The organism is Nakamurella aerolata (genome assembly GCF_013002705.1).
In the GTDB taxonomy this organism is placed as follows: Bacteria; Actinomycetota; Actinomycetes; order Mycobacteriales; family Nakamurellaceae; genus Nakamurella; species Nakamurella aerolata.
Genome location: NZ_JABEND010000002.1, coordinates 40740 through 67378, shown reverse-complemented (window position 1 = coordinate 67378; position 26639 = coordinate 40740). Strand labels below are relative to the sequence as shown.

Below are 26639 nucleotides of genomic sequence, written 5' to 3'. Positions count from 1 at the left end.
GACGTCATCTGCGGGCGCCTCCCCGGTCGCGCTGCACGTACACGGCCAGAATGATGATCGCCGCCTGCACCATCTGGGTCGACGACTCCGGCAGGTCGTGCTTGATCAGGGTGGCCGTCACGATCTGCATCAGCAACGCACCGGCAACGGTGCCGAGCACCCTGACCCGGCCACCGGTCAACGGGGTGCCGCCGACGACCACCGCGGTGATCGCCGACAGTTCCATCAGCAGGCCCTGGGTGGATGGTGTCGCGGCCTTTTGGTAGGCGGTCAGCAGTACGCCGGCGATGGCGGCCAACAGGCCGGACAGCAGGTAGACGGTGATCAGCGTGCGCCGCACCGGAAGCCCCGCCAGCCGCGCCGCATCCGGGTTCCCGCCGATCGCCACCACCCGGCGGCCGAAAACCGTGCGGCGCATGAGAAATCCGACGATCACCGCGAGCACGGCCGCGACCAGCACCACGATCGGGACTCCCAGCACGGACCCGGTGCCGAGGTTGTTGAACTCGGGCGAGGAGATCTGCCGGAACTGCCCCCCGAGCAACAGTTGCGCCACCCCGCGCAGGCCGACCAGCAACGCCAGGGTCGCCACGATCGGCTGCACCCCGATGCTGGCCACCAGCACACCGGCGAACAGCCCCGAGGCGATGCCACCGAGCAGCGCGACCGCAATCGCCACCGGAACTCCGTACCCGAGGTACAGCGGTATCAGCGCACCGGCCAGCGCCATCACCGCGCCGACCGACAAATCGATGCCCTCGGTACCGATCACCATCGCCACGCCAAGCGCGACGATCATCACCGGGGCCACCTGCACCAGCTGTACCCGCAGGTTGTCGAGGGCCACGAAGTTGGGCGTTGCCGCGATGTTGAAGATGATCAGCACCAGCAGCGCGACGTACACCCCGTAGTCACGGATCCATCCGATCCGGCGCGCCCGACTCTGTCGCTCCCGCACCGCATCGGCGGCCCGGTCCGGCAGCTGCTCTGGCACGGTGGGCGCGGTCACCGTTGCTCCTTGGTGCGTTCGGCCGGTACCGGTAGGTCCGCTGCCGGCACGGCCGCGTCCGGTACGTCCGCGGCCGGCTCGGGAGGCGGGTCCGGGTTTGCCGCCGGCTCACCGGAAAGCAGGGTGAGCAGGGCGTTCTCGGTGACGGCGTCGCCGCGGAGTTCGCCGACCACCCGGCCGTCTCGCAGCGCAACGATCCGGTCGCTGCCCTCGATCAGTTCTTCAAGTTCGGACGAGATCAACACCACCCCAAGGCCTTCCGCCGCGAGCTCGGCAACCAGCGCCTGTACCTCGGCTTTGGCGCCGACGTCGATGCCACGGGTGGGTTCGTCCAGCAGCAGCAGCTGCGGCGACAGGCACAGCCAGCGCGCCAACAGCACCTTCTGCTGGTTGCCGCCGGACAGCTCCGACACCTTCTGCTCAGGGCTGGATGCCTTGATCCGCAACCGTTTCATGAAGATGTCGACCACCGCACGTTGCCGAGCGGTGCTGACCACGCCGCCTTTGGACAGCCGCGGCATGGCCGCCAGCACGATGTTCTCGCGCACCGACAGACCGGGGATGATCCCGTCCGCCTTGCGGTCTTCGGTCAGCAGCGCGATACCGGCGCCGATGGCCACTGCCGTCGAGCCGTTGCGGATCTTGCGGCCGCGGACTCGCACCTCGCCGGCGTCGAGCTTGGTGGCACCGGCGATCGCTCTGACGGTTTCGCTGCGGCCGGCCCCGAGCAAGCCGCCGAGCCCGACGATTTCACCGGGTGCCACCGACAGGTCGATATCGGAGATCTGGTGCCGCTTGGACAGTCCGCGGGCATCGAGCAACTGTTCCGCGGCGTCCGGGTCGGCGCCGGAACGATCGTCGAATGCGGTGACGCCCTGGCGCTGCACCTGTGCGATGTCGCGGCCCAGCATGTGCGAGATCAGTTGCAGGCGTGGCAATTCCGAGATCTTGCCGGTGTGCACCACCGCGCCGTCGCGCAGCACGGTGACCTGTTGGGCGATGCGGTACAGCTCGTCGAGCTTGTGGCTGACGTACAGCACCGCGATACCGCTGGCGGTGAGCTGTTCGATGACGCCGAACAGTTTCGCCACTTCCCGCGGCTCCAGCGACGACGTCGGCTCGTCCATGATGACGACCTTCGCCTCGGTACTGACCGCCCTGGCGATCGCCACCATCTGTTGGGTCCCGGTCCCAAGACTGCGCAGCGGCCGGCGCACGTCCACCGTGACGCCCACCTGCGCCAGCAGTCGCCGAGCCTGCGCGTTCATGGTTCTGAAATCGACAAGGCCAAGCCGGTTGCGGGGCTCGCGGCCGAGAAAGACGTTGCGGGCAACGGAGATCAGTGGAACCAGGTTGATCTCCTGGTAGATGGTGGAGATGCCGGCGAGCTGGGCGTCCAGCGGGCGGGCAAACCTCACCTCGGCGCCGTCGTACTCGATGGTCCCGGCGTCCGCGCGGTAGACCCCGGTGAGCACCTTGATGAGCGTCGACTTTCCCGCGCCGTTCTCGCCGACCAGCGCATGCACCTGCCCGGGCAACAGCTCGAGCGAGACGTCGGCGAGCGCCGCGATTCCACCGAACGTCTTGGCGATGTGCCGCACGGACAGCACCGGACGGTTCACGTTCGCCGCGGCCGAAACCTCTTGCGGCTGCGTTGAACTCACAGTCGATCCTTCTCCTCGCCGCTGTCGACGGTGGCTGCCACCGAGCCGGGACGGCGAGCTGCCGCCCAGGGCTCTGCGGCGGGATCAGTACGCGCCGGCCAGTTTCTGCTTGGCGTTGGCTTCGGTGTACTCGGTGTCGGAGATGACGATGTTCTGACCGACCGGCTTGCCCTCGGCAAAGGCCATGGCGGTCTGGAAGGCCAGCGGCCCGAAACGCGGGTTGGACTCGATGACGGCGTTGTACTTGCCGTCGACGATCAGCTGCACGGCATTCCTGGTGCCGTCCACCGACACGATCTTGACGGCATCACCCGGCTTCTTGCCTGCGGCCTCGAGCGCGTTGACCGCACCGATGCCCATCTCGTCGTTCTCGGCGTAGATGCCGTTCAGATCGGGCTGCGACTGAATCAGCTGCTCGGTGACCTGCTGTCCCTTGTCCCGCGCGAAGTCGCCACTCTGCTGGGCAACGATCTGCAGGTCGGGAGCCTTGGACTTGACCTGATCGACAAAGCCCTTGGTGCGGTCGTCGGTGACGTTGTTGCCGGCGGCGCCGAGCAGGATGGCCACCTTGCCCTTACCGCCGGTGGCCTCGATCATCTGGTCGGCCGCGCGTTTGCCCTGCTCAACAAAGTTGGAACCGAGGAACGACACATAGTCTTGGCATGCGCCCATGTTGACCTTGCGGTCGACGGTGATGATCGGCACGCCCTTGTCCTTGGCGGCCTGGAAGGCCGGCTCGAGTCCGTCGGAGTTGAGCGGGGCCACGATGAGCAGCTTGACGCCCTTGTTGAGCAGGTCCTGGATGTCGGAGATCTGCTTGTTCAGGTCGGTCTGGGCGTTGGTGGCCTCCAGCTTGATGCCCAACTTGGCGGCTTCGGCCTTGATCGACGCCGTCTCGGCGATGCGGAAGGGGTTGTCCTCCTTCTCGGACTGCGAGAACCCGACGGTTGCGCCCTTCAGGTCGAACGGCTTGAGCCCATACTGCTCGATGGTGCAGGTGGGTCCCTGGTCGCCGCCCTGCACCACCTGACTGCCACCGGCAGCGCCGCCAGCTGCTGACGAGTCGCCGCCAGAAGCGCTGGGCGCCATGGAGTCTGCGCCGGAACCGGCTGCCGCCCCTTCGGAACCGGCTGCGGCTCCGTCGGACCCGGCGGTCGCGCCGGCGGCCCCTGCGGCGGAGCCGGTGTCGCCGCCGGTCGGTGCGGCGGTGGCGGTGCCGGTGGACGACCCGCCCGATCCGCTGTCCTCCGACTTGGCGCAGCCGGAAACGGCAACGGCGAGCGCCAGCGCGAGCGCGCCGAGCAGGCGGGCGCGGCCGCGAGTGCCACGAGTAACGGTGTGGGAAAGCGTCATTGCATTCTCCATTCGTCCCCGGAGCGGCTCCGATCCGGATGACGCAACAATCTGCCAGCACCGGTCAAACAGTGTCAAGACCAAACAGAAATGATCTGACAACGTTGACGTAAACATCCCATGTCAATAGCCGGTTTGCCGCAGTTCAGGTAGTTTTTCATGCTTTGTTCGCCGGTACATCCGACCACTGTGCTGCCGCGTTCTGCTTGGTCAGCCCGGCTGGTCGCCCCCACTTCTGGCTCGCCGGCGTCGATTCAGCAGCCGACGCCGGAGTCGATTCAGGAGTCGACGCAGCGGCCGGCTCAGGGGTCACGTCAGGTCTCGATGGAGAAGTCGACGGAGCGGCCAAACCTGGGGCGGCTCAGGGGTCGACTCAGGGGTCGACAACGTCGACGTCGATCCCGGCCTGCTGCAGCGCGGCAATCTGCTCGCGGGACACTCTGGCGTCGGTGATCACCCGCGCGATGCCGGCGGGCGGCACGGTCTGCACCAACGCGTTGACGCCCACCTTGGTGTGGTCGGCGAGCACCACCACCTCGGCGGCGGCCGCGGCCAGCGCGCGATCCATGCTGGCGACGGTGGCGTTGGGCGTCGACAACCCACGATCGGCGGACAACCCGTTGCCGGACAAGAACAACCGGCCGGCATGAATGGTGGCCAGGCTCTGCTCGGCGGCCGAGCCGACCAGTGCGAGCGTGCTGCTACGCAGCAGTCCGCCCGTCATCGTCACCTCGACGCCGGTGCCTTCGGCGAGAATCTGTGCCACCAGCAGGGAGTTGGTTACCACCGACAAGCCCTTGCGGCGCTGCAGTTCTCGGGCAACGGCCATAGTGGTGGTACCCGCGCCGATCAGCACCGCATCACCGTCGGACACCAAGCTCGCGGCCCGGGCGGCGATGGCGCGCTTTTCCGCCTCCGCCACCCTGGTCTTCTCCAGAAAGCTCGGTTCGCGGTGAAACTCCTGCACCGCCACCGCGCCGCCACGAGTGCGGCTGAGCAGGCCCTCATCGTGCAACCGCTTGAGATCCCGCCGCACGGTGACTTCCGAGCTGTCAACGGCATCCGCGAGCGCGCGCAACGAGGCCGCGCCGTCCCGGTTCACCATCAGCAGGATGACGCGGCGCCGCTCGGCTGAGATCATCCGCGAAGGCTAGTGTGATCGGTTTCGGTCTGCAATGAACCGCTTCGGTCAACACCGATCAGTCGGCACGATCCGGTCCGTCCCACGCGGAAGGTCGGCCCCTCCGCCCGGACCAGGATTGTGTCGGCAGCGGGCGGCGCGGTCAGCGGCGCGGAGAGATGCGCGGTCGAACCCGCGCTGCTCCAGCCGGCGGAGCAGCGTCGAGGTGGTTCGGGCCGCTGCCAGATTAGGCACTGCGTGATCGGCCACTGTGTGATCGGGCAACTGCATGTTCGAGCACTGCGGTACACGGGCGGAAAAATCGGCGTCCCGAATGGAGTTTCCGCAGGTGGGCCACTGCGAAGTGGCATCGAGGCGCCGATATTTCTCCTGGCGCTCTCCTCAGTCGCCGAGGTCGAGCTTTCGCGCACCCAATTCGCTGGCCAGCAGCTCGATTGCAGCCTGCTCCGGGTCGTGCACAACGGCCGGTCGCTGTGGGTCAGGGTTGTTCCAGTCGTCGGGGACGTCGTCCGGCAGGTCACGCTCCCAGTCGTCGGGGCCCGGCCCGGCGCCGAGCCCGGCGCTGCCGCGGCCTCGACTGCTGGACGGCCGGGATCGAGCGGGTTCGCCGGCGTCGCCGTCGGCGGCGTCGTCGCCACCGGAGCGCGACCGGCCGGCGGCCGGGCTCCGGCCGTGCATGCCCGGCCGCCTGGCCCCCGCCTGCGGCTGACCTGCCCCCGACTGTTCGGACTGCTGCCGCGGGTGCTGGCCGCCGGCGGGCGCTGACGGACGCTGTTGCCCCTCACGGCGGCCCGGCCCGCGATAGCCGTCGTCCGGTGGGGCGTCCTCCGGGTCCGGCTCAGGGGGGAGCGGAGTGTCGTCGGAGTCGGGGCCAGGGGCGGCCGGGCGAGCGTCAGATTGCCGGCGTTGCGCTCGCGGTGGGCGCACACTGGCCGGGTCGGGCTGGGCTGTCGGTTGCTGAGTGGTCGGCTGCTGGGCGGAACCCCCGGCCTGCCGCGAACCCGTTGCTGCGCCTCGGTTCTCGGCTCCACCGGCTTCGCACCGGATGGTCCAGTCGACGCCGAGAATCTCGTTCAGTGCGGCGCTCAGCAGATCGGCATTGGCCGCCTCAACGACGCGTTTGGCCATTCCGGCGTGCGGCATGGTCAGCACCAGGGTGTTGCCGTCGACCGCCGCCACCGTTGCCGACTCCAGCAGGATCTGCGTGGTGCGCCGGCGCCGCTTGACGGCCTCGAGCACCTCGGACCACACCTTGCGCACGTCGGTGACGCCGATGCCGCCGGGCCGATCGGCCGCTCGGTCGGTCGAAGTGGTTGCGGCGGAGGCGATTTCACCATCGGCAGCGGCGACGCCATCGGGGCCGTGCCGCTGCCCAGCGGCAGCCGACGCGCCGTCACTCCGCGGTGCCGCTGCCGCGGGGGTCGCGTCAGTGTTGTCCGAAACGCCGCTGTCCGAATCGCCGTTGTCCGGGTCGTTATTGTCTGAATCGTCGTTGTCCGAGCCGTCGGCCTGCGGCCGTGCCGCAGGCGCGGGGCGGTCGGACCGCAGCGTCGGCGGGGGCGGCAACAGCGATCCGGGTCGCTGCGGGGCGGCCTGCCCGGCGCTGACCGCAGCGGCGCGACCGGTCCGACTCCGCTCTGCCTGTTCGGGCGCTGCCTGTTCGGGCGTTGCCTGACCGCGTGCTGCCTGGCCACCACCTGCTTGACCGGGCGCTGTCCGGCCACGCTCTGCCTGTTCGGGCGCTGTCTGTTCCCGCGCTGTCTGTTCCCGCGCTGCCTGTTCCCGCGCCGCGTGATCAAGCGGTGCCTGCTCACGGTCTGCCTGGCCACGCTCTCTCTGATCATGCTCTGCCTGATCACGCGCTGCCTGATCACGCGCTGCCGGACGCTGACCTGCCGGACGCTGCCCGTCGGGCACGCCCACCCCGGCCGGCGGCCCGCTCGCCGGGGCTTCGGCTGCGCCGCCCACGGTGGCGGGAGTCGCGCGGCCGTCCGAGACCTGTTGCCGCGCACCGCTTCTCGGGTGCGCACGCTCGTCCGTCCCGACTCCCGCGGCCCGGCCGGTAGCCGATCCCGCTGAAGGTTCCGCCGGCGTTTCCGGCGACGATTCCTGGCCGGCCCGCGAGCCGGACGGGGCGGCGATCGAAAGGCGCCGCTCCATCCGCTCCAGCCGCTGCAACAGCCCCGCAGAGCCCACCGGGTCGCCAGCGCCACCGAAGCTCCCCGACCCGCCGGGGCCGCCCACAACGGCATCGACGGCGGGCAGCAGCATCCGCGCGCACATCAGCTCGAGCACCAGCCGCGGCGCGGTGGTGCCGCGCATATCGGTAAGCCCGGTGTGCACCACATCGGCCATCCGGCTCAGGGTGGCCCGGCCCAGCCGCTCAGCCTGCGCTGCCATCGCGGCGAGCTCGTCGTCCGGGGCGTCGAGCAGGCCCTTCTCGGCGGCGTCCGGCACCGCGTCGAGGATCAACAAATCGCGAAGCCGCTGCAACAGATCGGCGGCGAACCGGCGCGGGTCGTGCCCGGCCTCCACCACCTTGTCGACGGCACCGAACACCGAGGCACCGTCGTCCGCGGCGAGCGCGTCCACCATCTCATCCAGCAGCGCCGCATCGGTGACGCCGAGCAGCGCGACCGCGTGCGGATACGTCACCCCCTCGGGACCGGCGCCGGCCAGCAACTGATCGAGCACCGAGAGCGAGTCACGCGCCGAGCCGCCGCCTGCCCTGATCACCAGCGGGTAGACCGCCGGATCGACGGTGACACCCTCATCGGCGGTGAGCCGCTCCAACAGCCCACGCATGGTCTGCGGCGGGATCAGCCGGAACGGATAGTGGTGGGTGCGCGAGCGGATGGTGGTGAGCACCTTGTCCGGCTCGGTGGTGGCGAAGATGAAGACCAGGTGCTCGGGCGGCTCTTCGACAATCTTCAGCAGGGCGTTGAAGCCCTGCGTGGTGACCATGTGCGCCTCGTCGATGATGAACACCCGGTACCGCGACTCGGCCGGCATGTAGAAGGCCCGGTCGCGCAGCTCGCGGGTGTCTTCGACACCGCCGTGGCTGGCCGCGTCCAACTCGACAACATCGAGCGAGCCGGGGCCCTCCGGTGCCAGCGCGATACAACTCGGACACTCGCCGCACGGATCGGGCGTCGGACCTTTGACGCAGTTCAGGCTGCGGGCAAGGATCCTCGCGCTTGAGGTCTTGCCGCAGCCGCGTGGACCGGAAAACAGATACGCATGGTTGATCCGGCCGGCGGCCAACGCCGTCCGCAGCGGTTCGGTGACGTGCTCCTGCCCCACCACCTCGGCAAATGTTGCCGGACGGTACTTGCGATAGAGAGCCAGCGCCACACGGCGAGGGTACGTGCCCGATCCGACAGCCACCACGGCCACCGGCTGAACCGAGTTCGCCGCCGGCGCTACTGGGTGATGGACAGCGGGATGCGCACCTGACGGATCCACTGCCCCTTGGCGAAATCGCGGGCCTTGATGGTCACCCAGCGCAGGTCGACCTCCACCTGCAGCCCCTGGTTGAAGGTTCCGCCGACGGACACCTCGCCCCCGGTTCCGTTGTCGCGCCAGCCCACCTCGATGGCGCCGGTGTTGATGACGTGGAAGCCGTACAGGTTGGCGGTACCCGGCACCACCCGCTGCACATACCAGTCGGAGAGCTCAAGGTCCCAGTGGGTGTGTCCGGTGAACAGGAAAACATCGCGGTACCGGCCGAGCAGTCCGAGCAGCCGGTCGGCCTGCAGATAGTCGTTGAGATACAGCTTGTTCCTGGTGCCGGACACCGTGTTCGGCAGCGGGTGGTGGCTGATCACCATCACCGGACGGCGGCGCCGCGCCCAGTACGCCAGCCGGTCCTCCAGCCAGGCGAACTGTGCCTCGCTCATCCACACCTCGTCCCACAGCTTCGCATCGTGGTAGTGCATGTACTTCTCGGTACCGATGGACAGCACCGGGATACCGCCGAAGGAGTGCTCGGCGTAGATGGTGTTGCGGCCGGCAAAGTTGTAGAAGCTGCGGAACAGCGACTCTTCGGTGGTGCCGTTCGGCCAGGTCTCCTGCGCCAACTGGTCGGGAGTCTTCCACTTCGGTACGTAGAACTCGTGGTTGCCGATCGACCATGCGAGGTCTTGGGGACCGGCCCGGCATCCACCGCGGCCTGCACCTGGGCGTACTCGAAGTCGTACCCGCGCGGGGTGATGTCGCCGGCAATCGCCAACCCGGCACTGGCCGGGTTGATGGTGGCCATGTCTTTCAACGCCACCGCAAAGTCCTTCAGGTCGCCCTGAATGTCGCTGATCACGTTGAAGCTGGTGCCTCGACCACGGTTCTCGGCGGCAGCGGCGGGCAGCGCGGCACCGGCCGCCCAGGCCGCGGCGCCGACCGCGGAAGAGGTGAGTAGCGCACGGCGAGAAGTCATCAGATCTCCTACGGGTCAAGGGATATCACGGTCCCTTGGGTGGCGGGCCCAGTCGGCAGAGTGACAGTAGGAGGGCTACATGAACGACACCCGACCGCCACATGGCGGCCGGGTGTCGTTGTGGTCCGGGGCGGCTCAGCTGCGCGGCTGGACGAACACCGCGACCGTGCGCGGCGGCACCGTCACCCCGCTGGCCGAGACGCTCGACCGCTTGACCACCGGGTCACTGCCCCCGGCCTGCACCGGGCTGAGCCGCAACCCGCCGGCCTGCGGCACCGGCACGGTCTGCTGTTGCGGGGATGCGTTGAACACCACCACAATGCGCGCGGTGCGCTGATCCACCGGCGCTCCGACGCGATCGTCCAGCTGCATGGCGATCACCCCGGACGGGGTGTTCGGCCCCGCCGTCAAGAAGCTCAGCTTCTGCTGGATCTGCGCAGCGGTGCCGAGACGGAACAGCGGCGAGGAGAACCGCAGCTTCAACAATTCCTGGGCCTGTGCGGTGGCCGACGCCATCGCTGCGGCGTCCGGCTTCAGCGCCGGGTTGGCCAGCAACGGCCGCTGGTAGTCCCACTTGGCCGAGTTGTCCGCGGCCAGCGGCAACCCGGAGCCGAAGGTGTTCTGCTGCCCGGTCCAGTCGACCCGGTTGAACCAGTCCCCGGAGTTGTAGCTGTTGCCGTCGAACGACTTCGACCGCAACAGGTCGGTGCCGGCATGCCAGAACGACGGCGCCTGGCTCAGCGTCGCGGTCGCCAGCGACACCGTGTTCATGCGCGCCCGATCGGCCATCGGTGTGTCCACCGGCAGCTTGTAGGCGAGCGCGTCGTACAGCGTGTCGTTGTCGTGCGCGTCGACATAGTTGATGGTGTCGGACGGCTGCTGGGCATACCCGGTCGGAGCGCCGTTGTAGTCGATGTCTTTGCCTTGCACCAGCTTCCCTGCGGCGTTGACCAGCTGGTAGTCGGCCAGGTTGCCGGTCAGTGCGACCTTGATGCGGTCGGTGTCGGCCAGCAAAGCGGCACGCTGCTGCGCCGGCGTTCCGTTGGCGCCGCTGTTGTTCGGGTCGGTGAGCAACCCGGTGCCGAAGCCCTGCTTGCCAGGGTTGTCGTCGAACGGCGAACCGCCGCGGACGCTGTCGCGGAGCCGGTCGTTGAAGGTGCCGATCCCGGTGCCGCCCATGTTGAGCTGGGTGGCCTGCTCGAACCTGGCGTTGTCGGCGACCTCACCGAAGTTCCAGCCCTCGCCGTACAGATAGACCTTCTTGCCGTCCACCCCGTCCCTGGCCGGGGTCAGCCGGTCGAGGGCGGCGCGGACGTCCAGCAGCGTCTGCTTGGGCATGTGCCCCATCAGGTCGAACCGGAATCCGTCGACCTTGTACTGCTTGGCCCAGGTCACCACCGAGTCGACGGTGAGCTTGTTCATCATCATGTGCTCGGTTGCGGTGTTGGCACAACAAGTCGAGGTTTCCAAGGCGCCGTCGGCCGAAAGCCGGTGATAGTAGCCGGGAACCAGCTTGTCAAGGACCGACTTGTCGTCCTGACCCGAGGCGCTGGTGTGGTTGTACACCACATCCATCACCACCCGGAGCCCGGCGTTGTTGACGCCCTGCACCATCTGGCGGAACTCAAGGGTGCGGGACGGCCCTTCCGGATTGGTCGCGTACGAGCCCTCCGGCGCGGTGTAGTGCAGCGGGTCGTACCCCCAGTTGAAGGCGTCGGACTCGACCACCGACCCGACGCAGCGTTGCTGCTGTTCGCCGGCCGGATCGGCAGCGGACAACGCCGGCAGGTCACACGGCGGGTTCCGCCAGGACTGCTTGTTCTCGTTGACGGTGGCAAAGTCGAAGGCCGGCAACAGGTGCAGGGTGTTCATTCCGGCCTGTGCGAGTGCCCGCAGGTGCTTCATCCCGTTGGTGTTGGGGTTGGTGAAGGCCCGATAGGTGCCGCGTTGGTCGGCGGGAACGCTCGGGTCGGTGGCCGAGAAGTCGCGGATCGAGAGTTCGTAGATGCTGGTGTCCGACGGCTGCGGCAACGCCGGTTTGCGCTGCCCCGCCCAGCCGCTCGGCGTCAGCGCCGGATCGTTCAGGTCGGCCAGCACCGATGCCGTTGAGTTGGTGGTGAGCGCCACCGAGTAGGGGTCGGTCACGGTGTTGGTCACCACCTTGTCAAGGCTGGGGACGTACACGGTAGCGGCGAACCGATAGTGCGCGTTCTTCCACTGCGGCTTCCCGACGGTGAACCACACCCCGTCGGTGCCACGCCGCATCGGTACCGACTGCTGCTCGCCACCGACCGGGGTCACCAGTAGCGCGACCGACCTCGCGGTCGGCGCCCATACCGAAAGCCGCGGCACCCGGCCCTGCCAGACCGGACCGAGTGTCGCGTCAGACGCCTTGCCGTACAACGCATCCAGCAGTAGCGGCAGCTGCACGCCGGACGCGTCCAGCAGGGTGCCGTCGCCGGCGAACGCGGCGACCGCGACCTGGCCCGAGCTGATCCGGCGCAGCAGCTCCTTGTCCCTGGTGACGTAATCCGGCAGCCGGAGCGCCTGGTAACCAGCCAGATTCGGGTGGGCGGCAAGCACGCCGGCCGGCAACCCGGCCGGGTCCCGAGTGAGCGGGATCCACTGTCCCTGAGTGAGTCCGGTGCGGTCGATACCCATGCCGCCGTCGGCCGCGTAGTACAACCGGTACTGCAGCGTCTGCGGCGGGTTGGCCGCGTCGCCGACCTTCCAGCCCAGCAGCTCGGGAGAGATCCACTGCCCCTTGGCCTTGCTCAGGTCGGCTGCCGTTGAAGCGCTCGCGGACACCGTCAGCACGTGGGTGCTGGCGACGTACGAGAAGGTGACGATCGACCCGGCTGACACCGTGTAGCCGATGTTCGCACCACCCGGCTCGCCACCGGCGCCGTAGTTGACGTCCCAGGAAAGACCTTCTGCCACCTTGGTTTCGTAGCTGCCCGGCGGAATCTTCGAGGTGGAGAAGGTGTAGACGCCGTCGCCGTCAGGATCGGTGAGCCAGGGCCGCAGGCAGTCCGGTGACCAATCGGCGGCGCACCCCAGCTCGCTCTGCGCCGAGCCCGGCGCGGTGACGATCGGTCCCTGGGCGTCCGAGGTGACCACATGGCTGCCGGGGTGGTAGTAGAACGTGACGCGGCCGCTGGCCGGGACGGTGAGCGAGATGTTGGCGCCGTTGGCTGCGCCGCCGGCGCCGTAGTTGACCGTCCACGAGTCGTCGATCGCCACCTTGTACTGGAAGGTGCTCCCGGCGGGCAGGGTGAAGGTGCCCTTCCAAATGCCGGAAGCGGCGTCCAGCTGCAGATGCGCTGCGGCGCAGTCAGGTTGCCAGTCGGCGCTGCAGCCCATCTCGGAGTTCAGGTCGCCGGCGACGGTGACCGAGGTGGGTTGGGTGGCCGGTGGGTCGTTGACCGCCTCGCCGCCACTGGCCGGCGGTGCCGGTGGGGTGCCGACGACGCCGCTGCTGGACGCCGCCGCCAGGTTGCCGGAGTGGTCGCGCAGCACCGCCCGGTACTCGACGACGGTGCCGTCGGCGACACCGGACAGGTCGGGCATCACCCGGTACGGCGGGTTGTCGTCGACGCCGAGCGGCCGCCACCCGGTGGTGCCTGCCGGCCGCCAGGCGAAGCTCACCTGGTTGAACCCGCCGGCCGGCACCGCCACGCCGACGGGGCTGCGGTCGCCGACAACGGCGCCTGGTGCCGAGGTGAACACCGGTTGCGGCGCCGCCTTGCTCCTGGCCAGTTTCTGGTCGGCCCGGTAGACAACGGTGCTCAGCGGCGGCACCGTAACGGTGAACTGGCCACCGCGACCGCTGCGGACGGTGTCGGCGGCGCCGTCGCCGCCGAAAATGGCCCGGTAGTTGGTGTTCGGGTTGTAGACGGCGAAGCTGACCTGCTTGGCGGTGTCGGCGTTGTTGGCGGCCACCGCGTACTCGCGCTGCTCGCCGGCGTCGATCCGACTGACCGCGAAGACACCAGCGCTGCCGGACGAATAACGCGGGATCTGGGCGCCGCCGGCGAGCGCCGGGTGCTGCTGGCGCAGCGCCGACAGCTCGGAGATCTCTTGGTACAGCGGCGCTTTGGTGTTGAAGTTGTCGGTGGCGGTGCTGCCGGTTGAGCCGATCAGCTTGTCGTCGTTGTACCCGGCGACCTTGCTGGCGAACATGTCCTGACGCGCGGCCTTGTCGCCGCCGTCGCCGGTGAAGCCCTGCTCGTCGCCGTAATAGGTGATCGGCTGGCCGCGGGTGAGGAACATCAGCTGCTGCACCAGCTGATCGCGTTGCAGCAGTTCGGCGTCGGAGAACTTGCCGCCGGAGTTCAGGAAGTAGCCAATGCGCCCCATGTCGTGATTGCCGAGGAAGGTGGGCAGCGCGTAGGCGTTCGAGTCGGTGTCGGTGTAGTAGTCGTCGGCGGCGTACAGCTCGGCCAGCGAGCTGGTGGGCTGGCTCAGGCCGAAACCGGTTGCCCTCGACTGGAATCCGAAGTCGAGCGTGGCCGGCAGTTTGGCCGTTGTGGTGTAGTAGGCCATCTTGCGCGGGTCCGATTCGTAGACCTCGCCGAACTGGAAGAAGTCGGGCTTGCCGGCGTCGGCTGCGGCCTTGTTGACGGCCGGGATGAACTTCTGCCAGAACTCGGTGTTGACGTGCTTCACGGTGTCGATGCGGAAGCCGTCGACGCCGAACTTGGCCCAGTACGAGTAGATGTCGATCATGCCGTCACGCACCTCGGGCTGTTCGGTGAACAGGTCGTCGAGGCCGGAGAAGTCGCCGTACTGGTCGCCCTCGCTACCGTCGAAGGCGGCGTTGCCGCGGTTGTGGTAACGCAGCGGATCATTCAGCCAGGCAGGAACTTTGACCTTGTCGTCGTCGGGTTCGCGGAACGTCGGGGTGTACGGGAACGACTGCAGGTTCAGCGCGGGGAAGGTGTTGCCGGCGGCATAGTCGCGATCGTCGAAGGGTTTGCCGGCCGCGTCCCGGTAGGGCGAGGTCTTCTTGTCGATGTAGGCGTAGTTGCGCTCGGGGCCCTGCTGATAGTCGATGACGTCGGCGGTGTGGTTGGTGATGATGTCGAAGTAGACCTTCATCCCCTTGGCGTGGGCCGCGTCGATCAGCCGCTTCATGTCGGCGTTGCCGCCCAGGTGCGGGTCGATCTGGGTGAAGTCGGTGATCCAGTATCCGTGGTAGCCGGCCGAGAGTTCGTTGCCGCTGCCCTGCACCGGCCGGTTCTTGAAGGTGGGGGTGAGCCAGATTGCCGTGCTGCCAAGGCCTTTGATGTAGTCCAGCTTGTCCATGACGCCCTGCAGATCGCCACCGTGGTAGAAGCCGGAATTGGTCGGGTCGAGCCCGGTGATCTGCCTGGCCTGCGTCGGCGTACTTCCCGGTGGCACCGGGTAGCCACCGGTGTCGTTGGCCGGGTTGCCGTTGGCGAACCGGTCGGTCATCGCGAAGTAGAAGCGGTCGCTCGAGTTGCGGCGCAGCGAGGTGCCGGCGATGGCGCGGTCCTGCGCGGTGACCTGATCGGACGGCAGGCTGGTGGGGGTCATGCTGACCAGGTGGGTTTCCGGGTCGTACCGGAAGGTCAGCCGCGCCGCACCGGCCAGCACCAGCGGGATGTTGTCGCCGCCCTCGACGCCACCGGCTCCGTAGTTGGTGTCCCAGGAATGATTGATCGCGACCTTGAATTCGTACTTCCCGGCCGGGAGCTTCCAGTCGGCGGTGTAGCTACCGTCCGCGGCCTTGGTCAGATCGGTGGCGGTGCAGCCCGGCTGCCAGTCCTGGCCGCAGCCCAACTCGGACTGCAGTGAGCCGGCGATCGTCACGCTGCCCGGGGCCGCTGCCGACGGACCCGGCGCCGGCGCCGCGGCCCTGGCGGCGGGGGTGGCGGGGGCGGCCGGGCCGGCCGCTGCGGTGGCGGCGCCGGGGAGCGCCACCACCATGGCAGTGGCGGTCGCCAGAGTCAGCAGGGCCGGGCGGGTGCGACGACGACGGCGCGGGTTGCTGCGCATGATTCTCCGGTCTCGAGTGCGACAGTGCGAATGACTGCGGTGCGAATGACTGACGGTGGGGCTGACGGCGATACCTGCCCCCGCGCGGGCGTCGCCGTCTCGTCAAACATTGATCGATTCAGTGACCGTAGTCACCAAACGTGCGGCAGGCAACCGCCCGCTCGCTGTTTGTCCCGAACGCGACGTTCGGCGGACGGCACCCCCTGGCCCGCGGCGGCCGGCCGGGGACGTGGCTGCGGCTCGGGGCGGCACCGGGCGCCGGTATGCTGGTTCGAGGACCCCCGCGGCGTCCATCTCCTTAACTCCCCCAGGGCCGGAAGGCAGCAAGGGTCCGGGAGCTCTGACGGGTGCGGGGGTCCGCTTGTGTCTCCGGCGGCGCGGGTCGGCTCGGGTCAGGGTTGCGGGTCGGCTGGGGTCAGGGTTGCCGATCGGCTCGGGTCAGGGTTGCCGATCGGCTCGGGTCAGGGTTGCCGGTCGGCGAACGGTGAGCGACCGCCGCCGGCGATGAACTGCCGCACCTGCTCCTGCAAGACCGTCAGCGGCACCGATCCGGTGGCGAGCACGCAGTCGTGGAAGGCCCTGATGTCGAACCGCTCGCCGAGTGCCTGCTCGGCTTCGGCGCGCAGTCGCCGGATCTCCAACATGCCGAGGTAGTAGGACGCGGCCTGGCCCGGCCAGGTGATGTAGCGGTCGACCTCGGTGGTCACGTCGTGCAGGCTCATCGCGGTGTGACCGCGCAGGTACTCGATCGCCTGTTCCCTGGTCCAGCCGAGCAGGTGAATGCCGGGATCGATCACCAGCCGGACCGCCCGCCACATCTGGAAGCTGAGCATTCCCATGCGCTGGTAGGGGGTTTCGTAGATGCCCATCTCGTCGCCGAGGCGCTCGCAGTACAGCGCCCAGCCCTCGCCGTAGGCGGACAGGTAGCTGAGTCGGCGAAAGTCCGGCAGCTCGAGTTCCTGCGCGAACGGGATCTGGAACGCGTGCCCTGGCGCCGCTTCGTGCAGGGTGAGCGCCGGAATGGAGTGCAGCGGCCGGGCGCCGAGATCGTAGGTGTTCACCACGTAGCGGCCCGGGCCGCCCCGGCCGGCGGTGTAGGTCGGCGCCAGCTCGGGTGGCGGCTCCTCGATGCCGAACCGCCGCCGCGGCAACCGGCCGAACCAGTGCTGCGCGACGGCGTCGAACTTCTTGCATTCCCAGGCAGCCAGGTGCAGCAACTGTTCCGCGGTGGTGGCGAAGAACTGCGGATCGGTGCGCATGAACTCCAGCAGTTGGGCGACTGCGTCGTCACCGGTGTAGCCGAGTTCGGCGGCGATGGCCGTCATCTCGGCCTCGATCGCGGCGACCTCGTCCAGCCCGATCTGGTGGATCTGCTCGCCGGTGAGGTCGGTGGTGGTGTACTCGCGCAACTGATCCGCGTAGAACTGCTTGCCCTTGGGAAGGTCCGACGCCGCCGGACTCTCGCCGAGCTGTGGCAGGTACTCAGACGCCAGATACTCGCTCAACCGTCCGAAGGCCGGAATGATCTGCTCTGCAACGATTCTCAGCCCCTCGTCGACGGTGGACCGATCCATCCAGCCGGCCTGCTGGGCGGCCAGCAGCGGGACGGCAAACGGGGTGTCCGCCGGGTCGCTGGCCTGTGCCACCGCGCGGGCCGTCGCGTCCCGGCCCGCCATGCTGGCTCGGCTCGGTGCGAAACCGCGGGCCAGTCCGCTGCGCAGATCGTCGACCCTGGCATCGACGTAACCCGCGACGCCGCGCAGCATCTCAAGGTAGGCAGGGACCTGGTCCGGCGCGGAGAACCGGTCAGGAACGCCGCCGGTGAGGTTGGTCCAGAAACCGGTGTCGGAGTTGGCTGCCCACTGGTAGCTGCGGTGTTTGGCATTGGCCAACTGGATCTCGACCTGAAAGCGGAACACCTCAAGATCGACACGTTCGCGCGGGCCGAGGGTGGCGAGATCGAGCGTGTCCAGCTCGGCGAGGATGTCGGCCCACTGCTGTTGCGCACCCGCTCGCGCTGCGGCGCTGGTGTCCGGCAGCTGGAACCGCTGATCAGAAGGCCCGTCCTCGTCGAGAAAGCCCGAGCCCTCGAGCCGGCGGCGCATCGACCACTCGCTGTCGATCAGTTCCGAGAGTCGTTGTGCGGCAGGCGTCACCGGCGCGGCGGTTGCGGCTGCGGGAGTTCGGTCCATCAGGTCCTGCCGGTTTCGGGTGCGGCCTGCCCGGCGGCGGCCGCACGTTGGTACTTGATCTGGGGTACCGCGGCGAGCAGCGTCCGGGTGTACTCCTGCTGCGGGTTGGTGAAGATCTGTTGCCTGTCGCCGGTTTCGACGATCTTGCCCTGGCTCATCACCGCGATGCGGTGCGCTATTTCCCGTACCACCGCAAGGTCGTGGGTGATGAACAGATAGCTGTAGTGATCCTGTTGCTGCAGTTCCCGCAGCAGCTCAAGCACCCTGGCCTGCACCGAGACGTCAAGGGCGGACACCGCTTCGTCGCAGATCACCACCGACGGCTCGACGGCGATGGCCCTTGCGATGCCGATGCGCTGTGCCTGCCCGCCGGAGAACTGGCTCGGAAAGCGCTGCGAGTGATCGGGATTCAGGCCGACCCGCTCCATCAGCTCCTTGACGCGTGCCGTCCAGCCGCCGGCCGGTTTGGGCAGATCCAGGTAACGCATTGGCGCGCTGATGATCTGCTCGACCCGGTGCCGCGGGTTCAGCGACGAGAACGGGTCCTGGAACACCACCTGTACCTGACGACGGAACTCCCCGAGCCGGCGTCCGGCGTACTGCCGACCGCCGAGCTCGACGGTGCCGTCGCTCGGGGTGATCAGCTGGGCCAGCATCCGGGCGGTGGTCGATTTGCCACTGCCCGACTCCCCCACCAGCGCAAGGGTTTCGCCACTGTGCAGCTCCAGCGACACGTCGTCCACAGCGGTGAACGTCTCGGTGCGGCCGAAGCTGGCCCTGCGGCTGAACCGGCGAGTGAGGTTCTTGCCGGCCAGCACCGGGGCGTTGCCGCTCATGGCTGCACCGCCTTCTGCTGGCGTTGTTCGCCCGGTGTCGGCAGTGTCGGCATCGGCCCTGACATCCGCGGGGTGGAATCCAACAGCATGGCGGTGTACGGATCCTGCGGCTGGGTGAAGATGGCTTCGGTGCTGCCCTGTTCCACCACCCTGCCGCGCTGCAGCACCACCAGGCGGTCGGCCACCTGGGACACCACCGCGAGATCGTGGGTGATCAACAGGATTCCGGCATTGCTGCGCTGCTGCAGCTCCGCCAGCAGCTGCAGAATCTGCGCCTGCACGGTCACGTCCAGCGCAGTGGTTGGCTCGTCGGCGATGATCAAATCCGGTTGGCAGACAATGGCCATCGCGATCATGATCCGCTGCCGCATGCCGCCGGAGAACTGATGCGGGTAGTCGTGCACCCGCCGGTGCGCGTCGCGGATGTGCACGGTCTCCATGGCGTCGGCGGCCACCGCCATCGCCGCCCGCCGCGATCCACCGCGATGGATGCGGTAGGCCTCGGCGATCTGGTCACCGACGGAGTAGAACGGGTTCAACGACGACAGCGGATCCTGGAACACCATGCCGACCCGGTTGCCCCTGATGGTTCTGAGCATCCGGTTCTTCGCGCCAAGCAGCCGGGTGCCCTCCAACGAGATCGCGCCTGCGGTCCGCGACCCCGGCGGCAACAAGCCGAGCACCGACAGCGCCGTCAGCGACTTGCCCGATCCGGACTCGCCCACCAGACCGACGGTCTCGCCCCTGCCCACCGACAGCGAAACCCCGTCGAGGATCTGGTTTTCCGCTGTCTTGCGGCCACGGCGATCGTCGACGGCCGGGGGACGGATCCACAGGCTCAGCTGGTCGATGCTGAGCAATTCGGCGGGCGTGTTGGCCTGCCACTCGGCCTTCTTGCTCAGTTGCGGCTTGCTCAGTTGCGGCGGCGTCTCTTGGCTGCTCATCTGGCCGCCACCCGCACTCGTGGGTCCAGCACCGCGTAGAGCAGATCGACCACGATGTTCATCAGCACCACCGCGGTGGCCGCCAGCAGCGTCACACCCATGATCACCGGCTGGTCGTTGGTGCCGATGGCGTCCCTGGCGAGCTTGCCGACGCCCTGCAACCCGAACACCGATTCGGTGATCAGCGCACCGCCCAGCAGCATCGCGAAGTCCAGCCCGACGATCGTCACCAGCGGGGTCAGCGCCGGCCGCAGGGCGTGCTTGCCGATCACCAGGCGTTCCGGCAGCCCCTTGGCGCGTGCGGTGCGAATGTAGTTCTCCCCCAAGGTATCCACCATGTTCGCCCTGGTCAGCCGCGCGAAGGTGGCCGAGTACATCAGGGCGAGCACGATCCAGGGCAGCAGGTACGAGAAGAACCAGCTCTGCGGGTCCGAGATCGACGGGTCGTTCAACGGGAACGGCAGCCACTGCAGCTTCACCACGATCACGTACTGCAGCAGCAGCGCGACGAAGTAGTTCGGCAGGGCGATGCCGGCCAGTGCCGCCGTCATCGCGGCCTTGTCCCACCAGCTCCCGCGGAAGACCGCACTGATCACCCCGCCGATGGTGCCGGCGATCACCCACAGCACCAGCGATCCGATGGCCAGCGACAACGTCACCGGCAACCGGGAGACGATCATGTCGGTGACGTTCTGCCCGCTCTGGAAGCTGTAGCCGAGGCACGGCGCCGAGCAATACACCGCGGTCGGTCCTGATCCGATGGTGCGGCCGGCAAAGATGCCGCCGGCGAACTCGAAGAACCGCGGGAAGAAAGGTCGATCGAGTTCCAATGTTGTGCGGATCTGGGCGATCCGGTCAGGGGTGCAGTTCTGCCCGCAGATCTGCGCCGCCGGATCGGGGCTGAGCGCAAAGAAGATCCAGTACGTCAGCAGCACGACAACCAACAGGGTGAACAGGGCGAAACCCAAGCGCCGCAGCAGGAACCAGATCATCGGCCGCCGCTCCGCGGGTCGATGAGCAGTTGCAGCCGGTCTCCCACCACCATGAACGACAGCACCGTCAGGGTCAGGAAGGCCCCGGGAATGATGAAGTACATCGGGTCCTGGGTGAACCAGCTCACCGCCGACCAGATCATCTGGCCCCAGGACGGCGCAGGTGCGACCAGACCGATGCCCAAGAAGCTCAGCCCGGCCTCGGTGCCGATGTAGCCGGGCACCGCCAGGGTGGCCAGCACGATGATGGTGCCGGCCAGGTTCGGCAGGATCTCGGAGAACACCACCCTGGTGCGGCTGGCGCCGGATGCGATGGCCGCCTCGGTGAACTCCCTGCGCGCCAACGACATCGTCTGCCCGCGGATCACCCTGGCGATGTAGGGCCACCCGAACAGGCTCAGCACGATGATCAGCATCAGGTGCCGGTTGACGTCGGGCAGCGCCGAGATCAGCGCGATCATGAAGATCAACGACGGGAACGCCAGCAGCAGATCCATCAGCCGGGAGATCACCGTGTCGACCTTGCCGCCGACAAAGCCGGCGATCATGCCCAGCGTCGTCCCGAGCACCACCGTGATCGCGGTCGCGGACAGCGCGATCAGGAACGACGAGCGCGCCCCGTAGACGATGCGGGCGAAGATGTCTCGTCCGTTCTGCGGCTCAACGCCCAGCCAGTGTTCTGCACTGATCCCACCCAATGCGCCCTTGGGCAGGCCGCCGAGGTTCGGGTCGAGCGCGGCGTTGTTGAAGCTGTACGGGTCGTTACCGGTGATCGCGGTGACCAGCGGCGCGAAGATCGCCAGCAGCGCGATCACCACCAGATAGCCAAGGGCCAACGCCGCACCCCAACTGCCGACGACGCCGCGCAGCAGGCTCAGCAGGCCGAGCTTGCGCGGTCTCTCGGCGGCGTCGAGGGGTTCCGGCGGGGCCGTAGCACTCGGCGTCGTCACCGCTGCTACGCACCCGGGTCGATCAAGCCGACCGATGAATAGTCGATGTAACCGGTTGTGCAGGCGCAGGCAAAGACGTTACCGACATTGCTGCCGACGGTTTGCAGTGGGGTCAGCCACAGCATCGGCACCACCGGCGCCAGCTGCATGATCTCCTTGTCCAGCTTGGCGTACTCGGCGTTCTGCGCGTCGGCGTCGGTGAGCTTGGCGATGTCGGCGAAGCGCTTGTTGATCGCCGGGTCGTTGAGCATCGAGCCGTTCTGGTTGCCGGTCTTGGTGATCCTGGTCCCGTCGAACAGTGGCGACAGCAACGGGTACCCGTTCAGCCAGGACGAGCACCAGCCCGTCACCTGGATCGGGCTCTGCTGCGCTGGCGTCTGGATCACGTCGTAGTAGGTCGAGGAGTCCAGCGGCTTCTGCTTCACCTTGATGCCGACCTTGCCGAGGGAATCCTGCAGCGCGTTGGCGAAGCCCTGCCACAGCGGCAGGCCGCGGACGTCCATGCTCAGCTCGAATCCGTCGCCGACGCCGGCCTCGGCCAGCAACTGCTTGGCCTTGGCGATGTCGCCGGCAGAGTTCTCCGAAGGATAGAGATTGAAATCTTCCTTCTCGGGGACCCCGGGCAGCAGCATGTCGTTGGCCACCAACGCCATCTGCGGGCCGCCGGCGGCGGTGATCAGCGCCTGCTTGTCCACGGCGTACTGGATGGCCTGCCGCACCTTGACGTCGTCCAGCGGTTTGACGTCGGTGCGGATGTTCATGAAGTAGGTGCAGCTCGGCAGGTCGCGGACGATCCGGCTGCGGGTCTGCGGGTTCTGGATCTGCCCGACGCTGGAGGGCTGCAGCGGATCGGTGGAGGCCGCGATGACGTTCTTGTCGTTCGCCTGGCCGGCCAGCATGCGCTGGTCCAGCGCGCTGCCGTCGATGCCGAACTGGAAGACGAACGCGTCGGGGTAGGCCGGCCGGGTCGGGTCGGTGGCCGGGTCCCAGTTGGGGTTGCGTTCCAGCTCCACCTTGACGCCGGGATTGTTGCTCTTCAGCTGGTACGGACCGGAGCCGTAGACGTTGCTGTCCAGGTAATCCGCGCTGGGCACCTTGCCCTTGGGGAACGGCGTCAGCGGGCCGCTTCCGGTGAGTTCGAAGAACGACGGGAACGGCCGGTTGAGCTTGAAGACGATGGTCTTGTCGTCCGGTGTGGTGATCGAGTCGAGGCCCTTCGGGTCGGCGTAGGCGCCCTTGTACTTGTCCGCGCCGACGATCAGCTGCTGCAGCTCGTCGTTACCGATGTTGTTCTTGGGGTCGAGCGCGCGCTCGAACCCGTACTTGAAGTCCTGCGCCTTGATCGGCGTGCCGTCGGAGTACTTGATGCCGTCTTTGAGGGTGAAGGTCCACTCGGTGGCGTCGGCGTTCGGCTTGCCAAGGTCGGTGGCAAGGTCAGGCACCGTCTCGGTGCCGACGTCGCCCGGCCCGCGCTTGTTGGTGGTCAGACCGCGGTAGATCAAGTTGTAGAAGTTGTTGACGTTGCCGTCGTTGCCGCGGGCCGGGTCGAGGTGCGAGAACGGGCTGGAACCCAGCACGGTGACGGTGCCGCCCTTCTTGGCGGCCGGACCGCGCACCACGAAACCGTTCTGGTCGAACTGCGGCGCCCCCGATGCACCGGACGCACCGCTCCCCGGCGCCGCACTGCCGGACCCAGCGCTGCCGCCCGCGGCCCCGCCCTGGGCGGCAGGCTGGGTGTTGCCACCGGCCGGTGCCCCCTGGCCCGCCGGGCCCGACCCGCCCTTGACGCCACTGCAGGCCGACAGCACCAGTGCTCCGGTGGCGGCCACGACAACGAAACCGACTCTGGCTCGACGCTGGGGTGCTGGCATGGCGGACAGAGTAGCCCCCGATCGCCCACCGGGCCGAGAGGCCGAGCGTGTGTGGTTCGCTGCCGCTGCGCGCAGCCACGCTCACCATCGGTGACGCCGGCGCGCCAGCGCGGGGATGCTTGCGCCAAGCGGCGCCGGCTCGTGATCGCCGGCGCCGGCCCGGTCGCCGGCCGGGCAGGGCTTGGCGGGATCTCGGCGGGATCGGACCCCTGCGGAATCGGCTAAACTCTCCCGCGGAGGATTCGACTAGCGGCCTATGTCGCACGCTTGGAAAGCGTGTTGGGTGTCACAGCCCTCACGGGTTCAAATCCCGTATCCTCCGCCACCAGAAGCGCCCCTGACCTGCGGAAACACCGTAGGGAAGGGGCGCTTCGTGGTCACCGGGAACTCGGCCGAGCACGCTGGTGGTGCCCTTTTTGGTGCCCTTTTCGACGATCCGAGCGCACGGAGCGACACGGATCGGGACGCATCCGAACGGGTCTCGGGACTGCTGCACGATCGGGTGACAGGTGGGTCACGCAGCCTGAGTGGCTGGCGTGGTCATGATTGCTTCGTATTCGACGGGGGTCAATCGTCCGAGGGCGGACTGCCTGCGGCGTCGGTGGTAGGTCCTCTCGATCCAGGTCACGATCGCGATCCGGAGCTCTTCGCGAGTGGCCCAGGCACGGCGGTTGAGGACGTTCTTCTGGAGTAGGGCGAAGAAGCTCTCCATGGCGGCGTTGTCACCCGCGGCGCCGACCCGGCCCATCGATCCGACCATGCCGTGACGGTTGAGTGCACGGACGAATTTCCTGGAACGAAATTGCGATCCTCTGTCCGTGTGGACCACGCATCCGGCCACGTCACCGCGCCGCGCGACGGCATTGTTGAGCGCCGCGACCGCGAGCCGGGACTTCATCCTCGAGTCGATGGAGTAGCCCACGATCCGGTTGGAGTAGACGTCCTTGAACGCGCACATGTAGAGCTTGCCTTCACCGGTCCAGTGCTCCGTGATGTCGCCGACCCAGAGCTGGTTCGGACCCTCCGCGTTGAACTCGTGACGGGTCACGCCGTGCGTGTCAACGAAGGCGCACAGGTCGTCGTGGACCGGCGGGCCGGGCTTGTTCGCCTTGCCCTTCTTGGGCTTGCCGAACACGCTCCACCAGCCGTTGGCGGAGCAGATCCGCCACGCGGTCCGCTCCGCCATCGCTTGGCCGGCATCGCGGGCCTCGTCGACGAGGAACCGATAACCGAACTCCGGGTCGTCGTCGTAGGCGTCGAACAAGGCGTTCGCGCGGTAGGCCTCGACCAGTTCGGCATCGGTGACCGGTTGGGCGAGCCAGCGGTAGTAGGGCTGGCGAGCGATCTTGAGCACCCGGCACGTCACCGAGACGGGGATCCCGTCCTCGGCCAGCTCGCGGACGAGCGGGTACATCATTTTCCCGGCAGGTTCGCCTGCGACAGATAGGCGGCCGCCCTGCGGAGGACTTCCACTTCTTGCTCGAGCAGCCGGTTGCGGCGCTTGAGCTCACGCAGTTCGGCGTTCTGGTCCTCGGTCATCCCGGGCTTCACGCCGTCCTCGACATCGGCGCGGCGCATCCACGAGTTCAACGTGGTCTGGTGGATCCCGAAGTCCTTCGCGATCTGGTCGAGCGGGGTCTTCGGGTCCCGGCTCCTGGCGACACGAACCACGTCGTCACGGAACTCGCGGGGGTAGGGCTTGGGCACAGCGACATCCTCTCAAGCCTGCCCATCGGGCAAGCCAGGTCAGTTGTCACCTATCCGTGCAGCAGTCCCACGCAGCGTGGCGTTGCGTCGCGACCTGGCTACGGCTCGGAGGGGCGCGATCGTCTCGTGCGTTGGCGGACTACGGGAGCTTGGACGCGAGGACATCTATCGAGGAGCGCCCTGTCCGACTGCTCAGTCTCGTTGACGAGCGAATCAGTATTGCCTCGGACGAAGAAATCGACAGTGCCGTCCTAGCTCGCTCGGGTGCGCGGAGCACACGCCGCTGAAGGTTCCCGAGCAGCTACCTCGTGATGCGGGACCTCGTTGGATCGGCTTGACGCTAACTGGAGAGCGGGGGAAGCCCTGGAGCTCGCCCCGTACAGGTGCTGAGCCAAGGTGAACCAGCGCCCGCAGCCGACGTTGGGGCGCACACCTCGGAGTATCCGCCGCTCAGACCGCGAACGAGAGAACGAGGACTACGATAGAGAGTGCGAGCATGCCGAGGCAGTTGAGCCAGAACGCCTGCCCAGTGAAGCGTGCACGGATATGCGCGGTGGCGGCGCTGAGAAAGTAGACAATGACGCCGGTGTTGGCGGCCAGAGCGATGCCGGGAATCCAGATCCCCGCGATGAGCCCGATCACGGCAAGCGTCTTGATGACGATGAGAGTCTACCACCACTCGCGGGGGAAGCCCACGCCGTTCAAGCAGTCGCGGATGAACTTCGGTGGGCGCAGAGACATCGCCGCGTCGCTGAACAGAGCGAGGGCGAGAATAGCCGGAGGCCACCACGGGTCCGGGGTAAGGGGCATTGGGTCACTCCTTGCAGATGCTGATCGCCGCGAATGATGTTCGGAGGCTGTCTGTGAGGCGGGACGGATCGGCCAGGCCGAGTGCAGACCAGGTGAAGAGCGTTCCCACGTAGGCGGCATACAGTGCCTGCGCCTTGGCTGGTGCGTCAGCCTGCGAGGTGCACCCGTGCTCGGTTACCGCGGTGGCGAACTCTTCGACGAGTCGGTCGGTCAGTTCAGTGAACAACGACGAGGAATGATTTCCGGATACCAGAATCGATGCGTACGACCGTGCCAACTCGGGACTGCCCGTGAACATCGCGACGAAAGGTTGGACCAGAACGCTCAGGCGCTGAACGCAGGAGTCAGAACCATTGACGCTCAACTGGCGGTCTCTGCCGGCGCGCCGGCCGTGCTCGTCCGCCACCATGGCGTCGAAGATGCGCACCAGCAGCGCGTTCTTATCGCCGACGGCCATCACCGTCCCGGCGCTGACGTCAGCTGCTTCAGCGATGTCTCGCACTGTTGTTGCAGCGAACCCTCGCTCCCGGAACAACCGGCTCGCGGCCGCGAGGACACGCAACTGCGTTGCGTGTTTGAGTTGCTCACGCAATGAGGCTGCCATTCGCGACCTTTCGATGAACGCGTTCACTGAACGTGTTCACGATATCACGATGCCCGTCGCAGATCTGGCGCGCAACGTCATCCCGCGAGCGCCAACAACCTGCCGGCCAGCAA

General features: G+C 67.7%; 14 protein-coding genes, 1 tRNA gene, 1 other RNA gene and 2 pseudogenes. 2 read left to right on the top strand and 16 right to left on the bottom strand.

What is annotated here, in order from left to right:
* Nucleotides 1-4 precede the first annotated feature (4 nt).
* From HKD39_RS03545 to pulA, 7 genes and pseudogenes are all read right to left on the bottom strand, one after another.
* Nucleotides 5-982 (bottom strand): ABC transporter permease, encoded by a 978-nt coding sequence (locus HKD39_RS03545; protein WP_425488418.1) that lies wholly within the window; start codon nucleotides 980-982, stop codon nucleotides 5-7.
* 23 nt (nucleotides 983-1005) lie between these two features.
* Entirely contained in the window at nucleotides 1006-2673 is a 1668-nt protein-coding gene (locus HKD39_RS03540; RefSeq protein WP_212753903.1) for a sugar ABC transporter ATP-binding protein, read from the bottom strand.
* Between the two features lie 84 nt (nucleotides 2674-2757).
* Nucleotides 2758-4026, bottom strand: a complete 1269-nt coding sequence (locus tag HKD39_RS03535) for an ABC transporter substrate-binding protein (RefSeq protein ID WP_171198488.1) — start codon at nucleotides 4024-4026, stop codon at nucleotides 2758-2760.
* 373 nt (nucleotides 4027-4399) lie between these two features.
* Nucleotides 4400-5167, bottom strand: a complete 768-nt coding sequence (locus HKD39_RS03530) for a DeoR/GlpR family DNA-binding transcription regulator (RefSeq protein WP_171198487.1) — start codon at nucleotides 5165-5167, stop codon at nucleotides 4400-4402.
* A 381-nt stretch (nucleotides 5168-5548) separates the two neighbouring features.
* A complete protein-coding gene (locus tag HKD39_RS18615) occupies nucleotides 5549-8521 on the bottom strand; it encodes a DNA polymerase III subunit gamma and tau (protein ID WP_343074578.1) in 2973 nt (990 codons plus the stop codon).
* A 68-nt stretch (nucleotides 8522-8589) separates the two neighbouring features.
* Nucleotides 8590-9599: pseudogene (locus HKD39_RS20275) on the bottom strand (DUF4073 domain-containing protein).
* 135 nt (nucleotides 9600-9734) lie between these two features.
* Nucleotides 9735-15620: a pullulanase-type alpha-1,6-glucosidase gene (pulA, locus tag HKD39_RS03515; RefSeq protein ID WP_171198486.1), complete on the bottom strand. Its 5886-nt coding sequence runs from the start codon at nucleotides 15618-15620 to the stop codon at nucleotides 9735-9737.
* Between the two features lie 270 nt (nucleotides 15621-15890).
* Between pulA and ffs the strand changes: the two genes are divergently transcribed.
* Nucleotides 15891-15987: signal recognition particle sRNA small type (gene ffs / locus HKD39_RS03510), an RNA gene on the top strand.
* A 94-nt stretch (nucleotides 15988-16081) separates the two neighbouring features.
* Here the strand turns inward: ffs and HKD39_RS03505 are convergent.
* The 6 genes from HKD39_RS03505 to HKD39_RS03480 are packed head-to-tail and all read right to left on the bottom strand — an operon-like array spanning nucleotide 16082 to nucleotide 23405.
* Entirely contained in the window at nucleotides 16082-17812 is a 1731-nt protein-coding gene (locus HKD39_RS03505) for a DUF885 domain-containing protein (RefSeq protein WP_171198485.1), read from the bottom strand.
* On the bottom strand, nucleotides 17812-18648 hold the full coding sequence (locus HKD39_RS03500) for an ATP-binding cassette domain-containing protein (RefSeq protein WP_171198484.1): 837 nt from the start codon (nucleotides 18646-18648) through the stop codon (nucleotides 17812-17814). Before HKD39_RS03500 ends, HKD39_RS03505 begins: the two co-directional genes overlap by 1 nt.
* Nucleotides 18645-19592, bottom strand: a complete 948-nt coding sequence (locus HKD39_RS03495) for an ABC transporter ATP-binding protein (RefSeq protein ID WP_171198483.1) — start codon at nucleotides 19590-19592, stop codon at nucleotides 18645-18647. Before HKD39_RS03495 ends, HKD39_RS03500 begins: the two co-directional genes overlap by 4 nt.
* A complete protein-coding gene (locus HKD39_RS03490) occupies nucleotides 19589-20584 on the bottom strand; it encodes an ABC transporter permease (RefSeq protein ID WP_171198482.1) in 996 nt (331 codons plus the stop codon). The genes HKD39_RS03495 and HKD39_RS03490 overlap by 4 nt, the downstream gene beginning before the upstream one ends.
* Nucleotides 20581-21534 (bottom strand): ABC transporter permease subunit, encoded by a 954-nt coding sequence (locus HKD39_RS19225; protein ID WP_171198481.1) that lies wholly within the window; start codon nucleotides 21532-21534, stop codon nucleotides 20581-20583. The genes HKD39_RS03490 and HKD39_RS19225 overlap by 4 nt, the downstream gene beginning before the upstream one ends.
* Before the next feature lie 5 nt (nucleotides 21535-21539).
* Nucleotides 21540-23405: an ABC transporter substrate-binding protein gene (locus HKD39_RS03480; RefSeq protein ID WP_171198480.1), complete on the bottom strand. Its 1866-nt coding sequence runs from the start codon at nucleotides 23403-23405 to the stop codon at nucleotides 21540-21542.
* Between the two features lie 235 nt (nucleotides 23406-23640).
* Here HKD39_RS03480 and HKD39_RS03475 point away from each other — a divergent pair.
* Nucleotides 23641-23730: transfer RNA gene (locus tag HKD39_RS03475), tRNA-Ser, on the top strand.
* 189 nt (nucleotides 23731-23919) lie between these two features.
* Here HKD39_RS03475 and HKD39_RS03470 read toward each other — a convergent pair.
* From HKD39_RS03470 to HKD39_RS03460, 3 genes and pseudogenes are all read right to left on the bottom strand, one after another.
* Nucleotides 23920-25112, bottom strand: a protein-coding gene (locus HKD39_RS03470) for an IS3 family transposase (RefSeq protein WP_171198479.1) whose coding sequence is annotated in 2 segments (ribosomal slippage) — nucleotides 23920-24825 and nucleotides 24828-25112 — 1191 coding nt in all. Because the reading frame shifts where the segments join, the coding sequence is not laid out codon by codon here.
* 450 nt (nucleotides 25113-25562) lie between these two features.
* Nucleotides 25563-25922, bottom strand: a pseudogene (locus HKD39_RS20270) (DoxX family protein).
* Between the two features lie 4 nt (nucleotides 25923-25926).
* Nucleotides 25927-26526, bottom strand: a complete 600-nt coding sequence (locus HKD39_RS03460) for a TetR/AcrR family transcriptional regulator (RefSeq protein WP_171198478.1) — start codon at nucleotides 26524-26526, stop codon at nucleotides 25927-25929.
* Nucleotides 26527-26639: the final 113 nt, after the last annotated feature.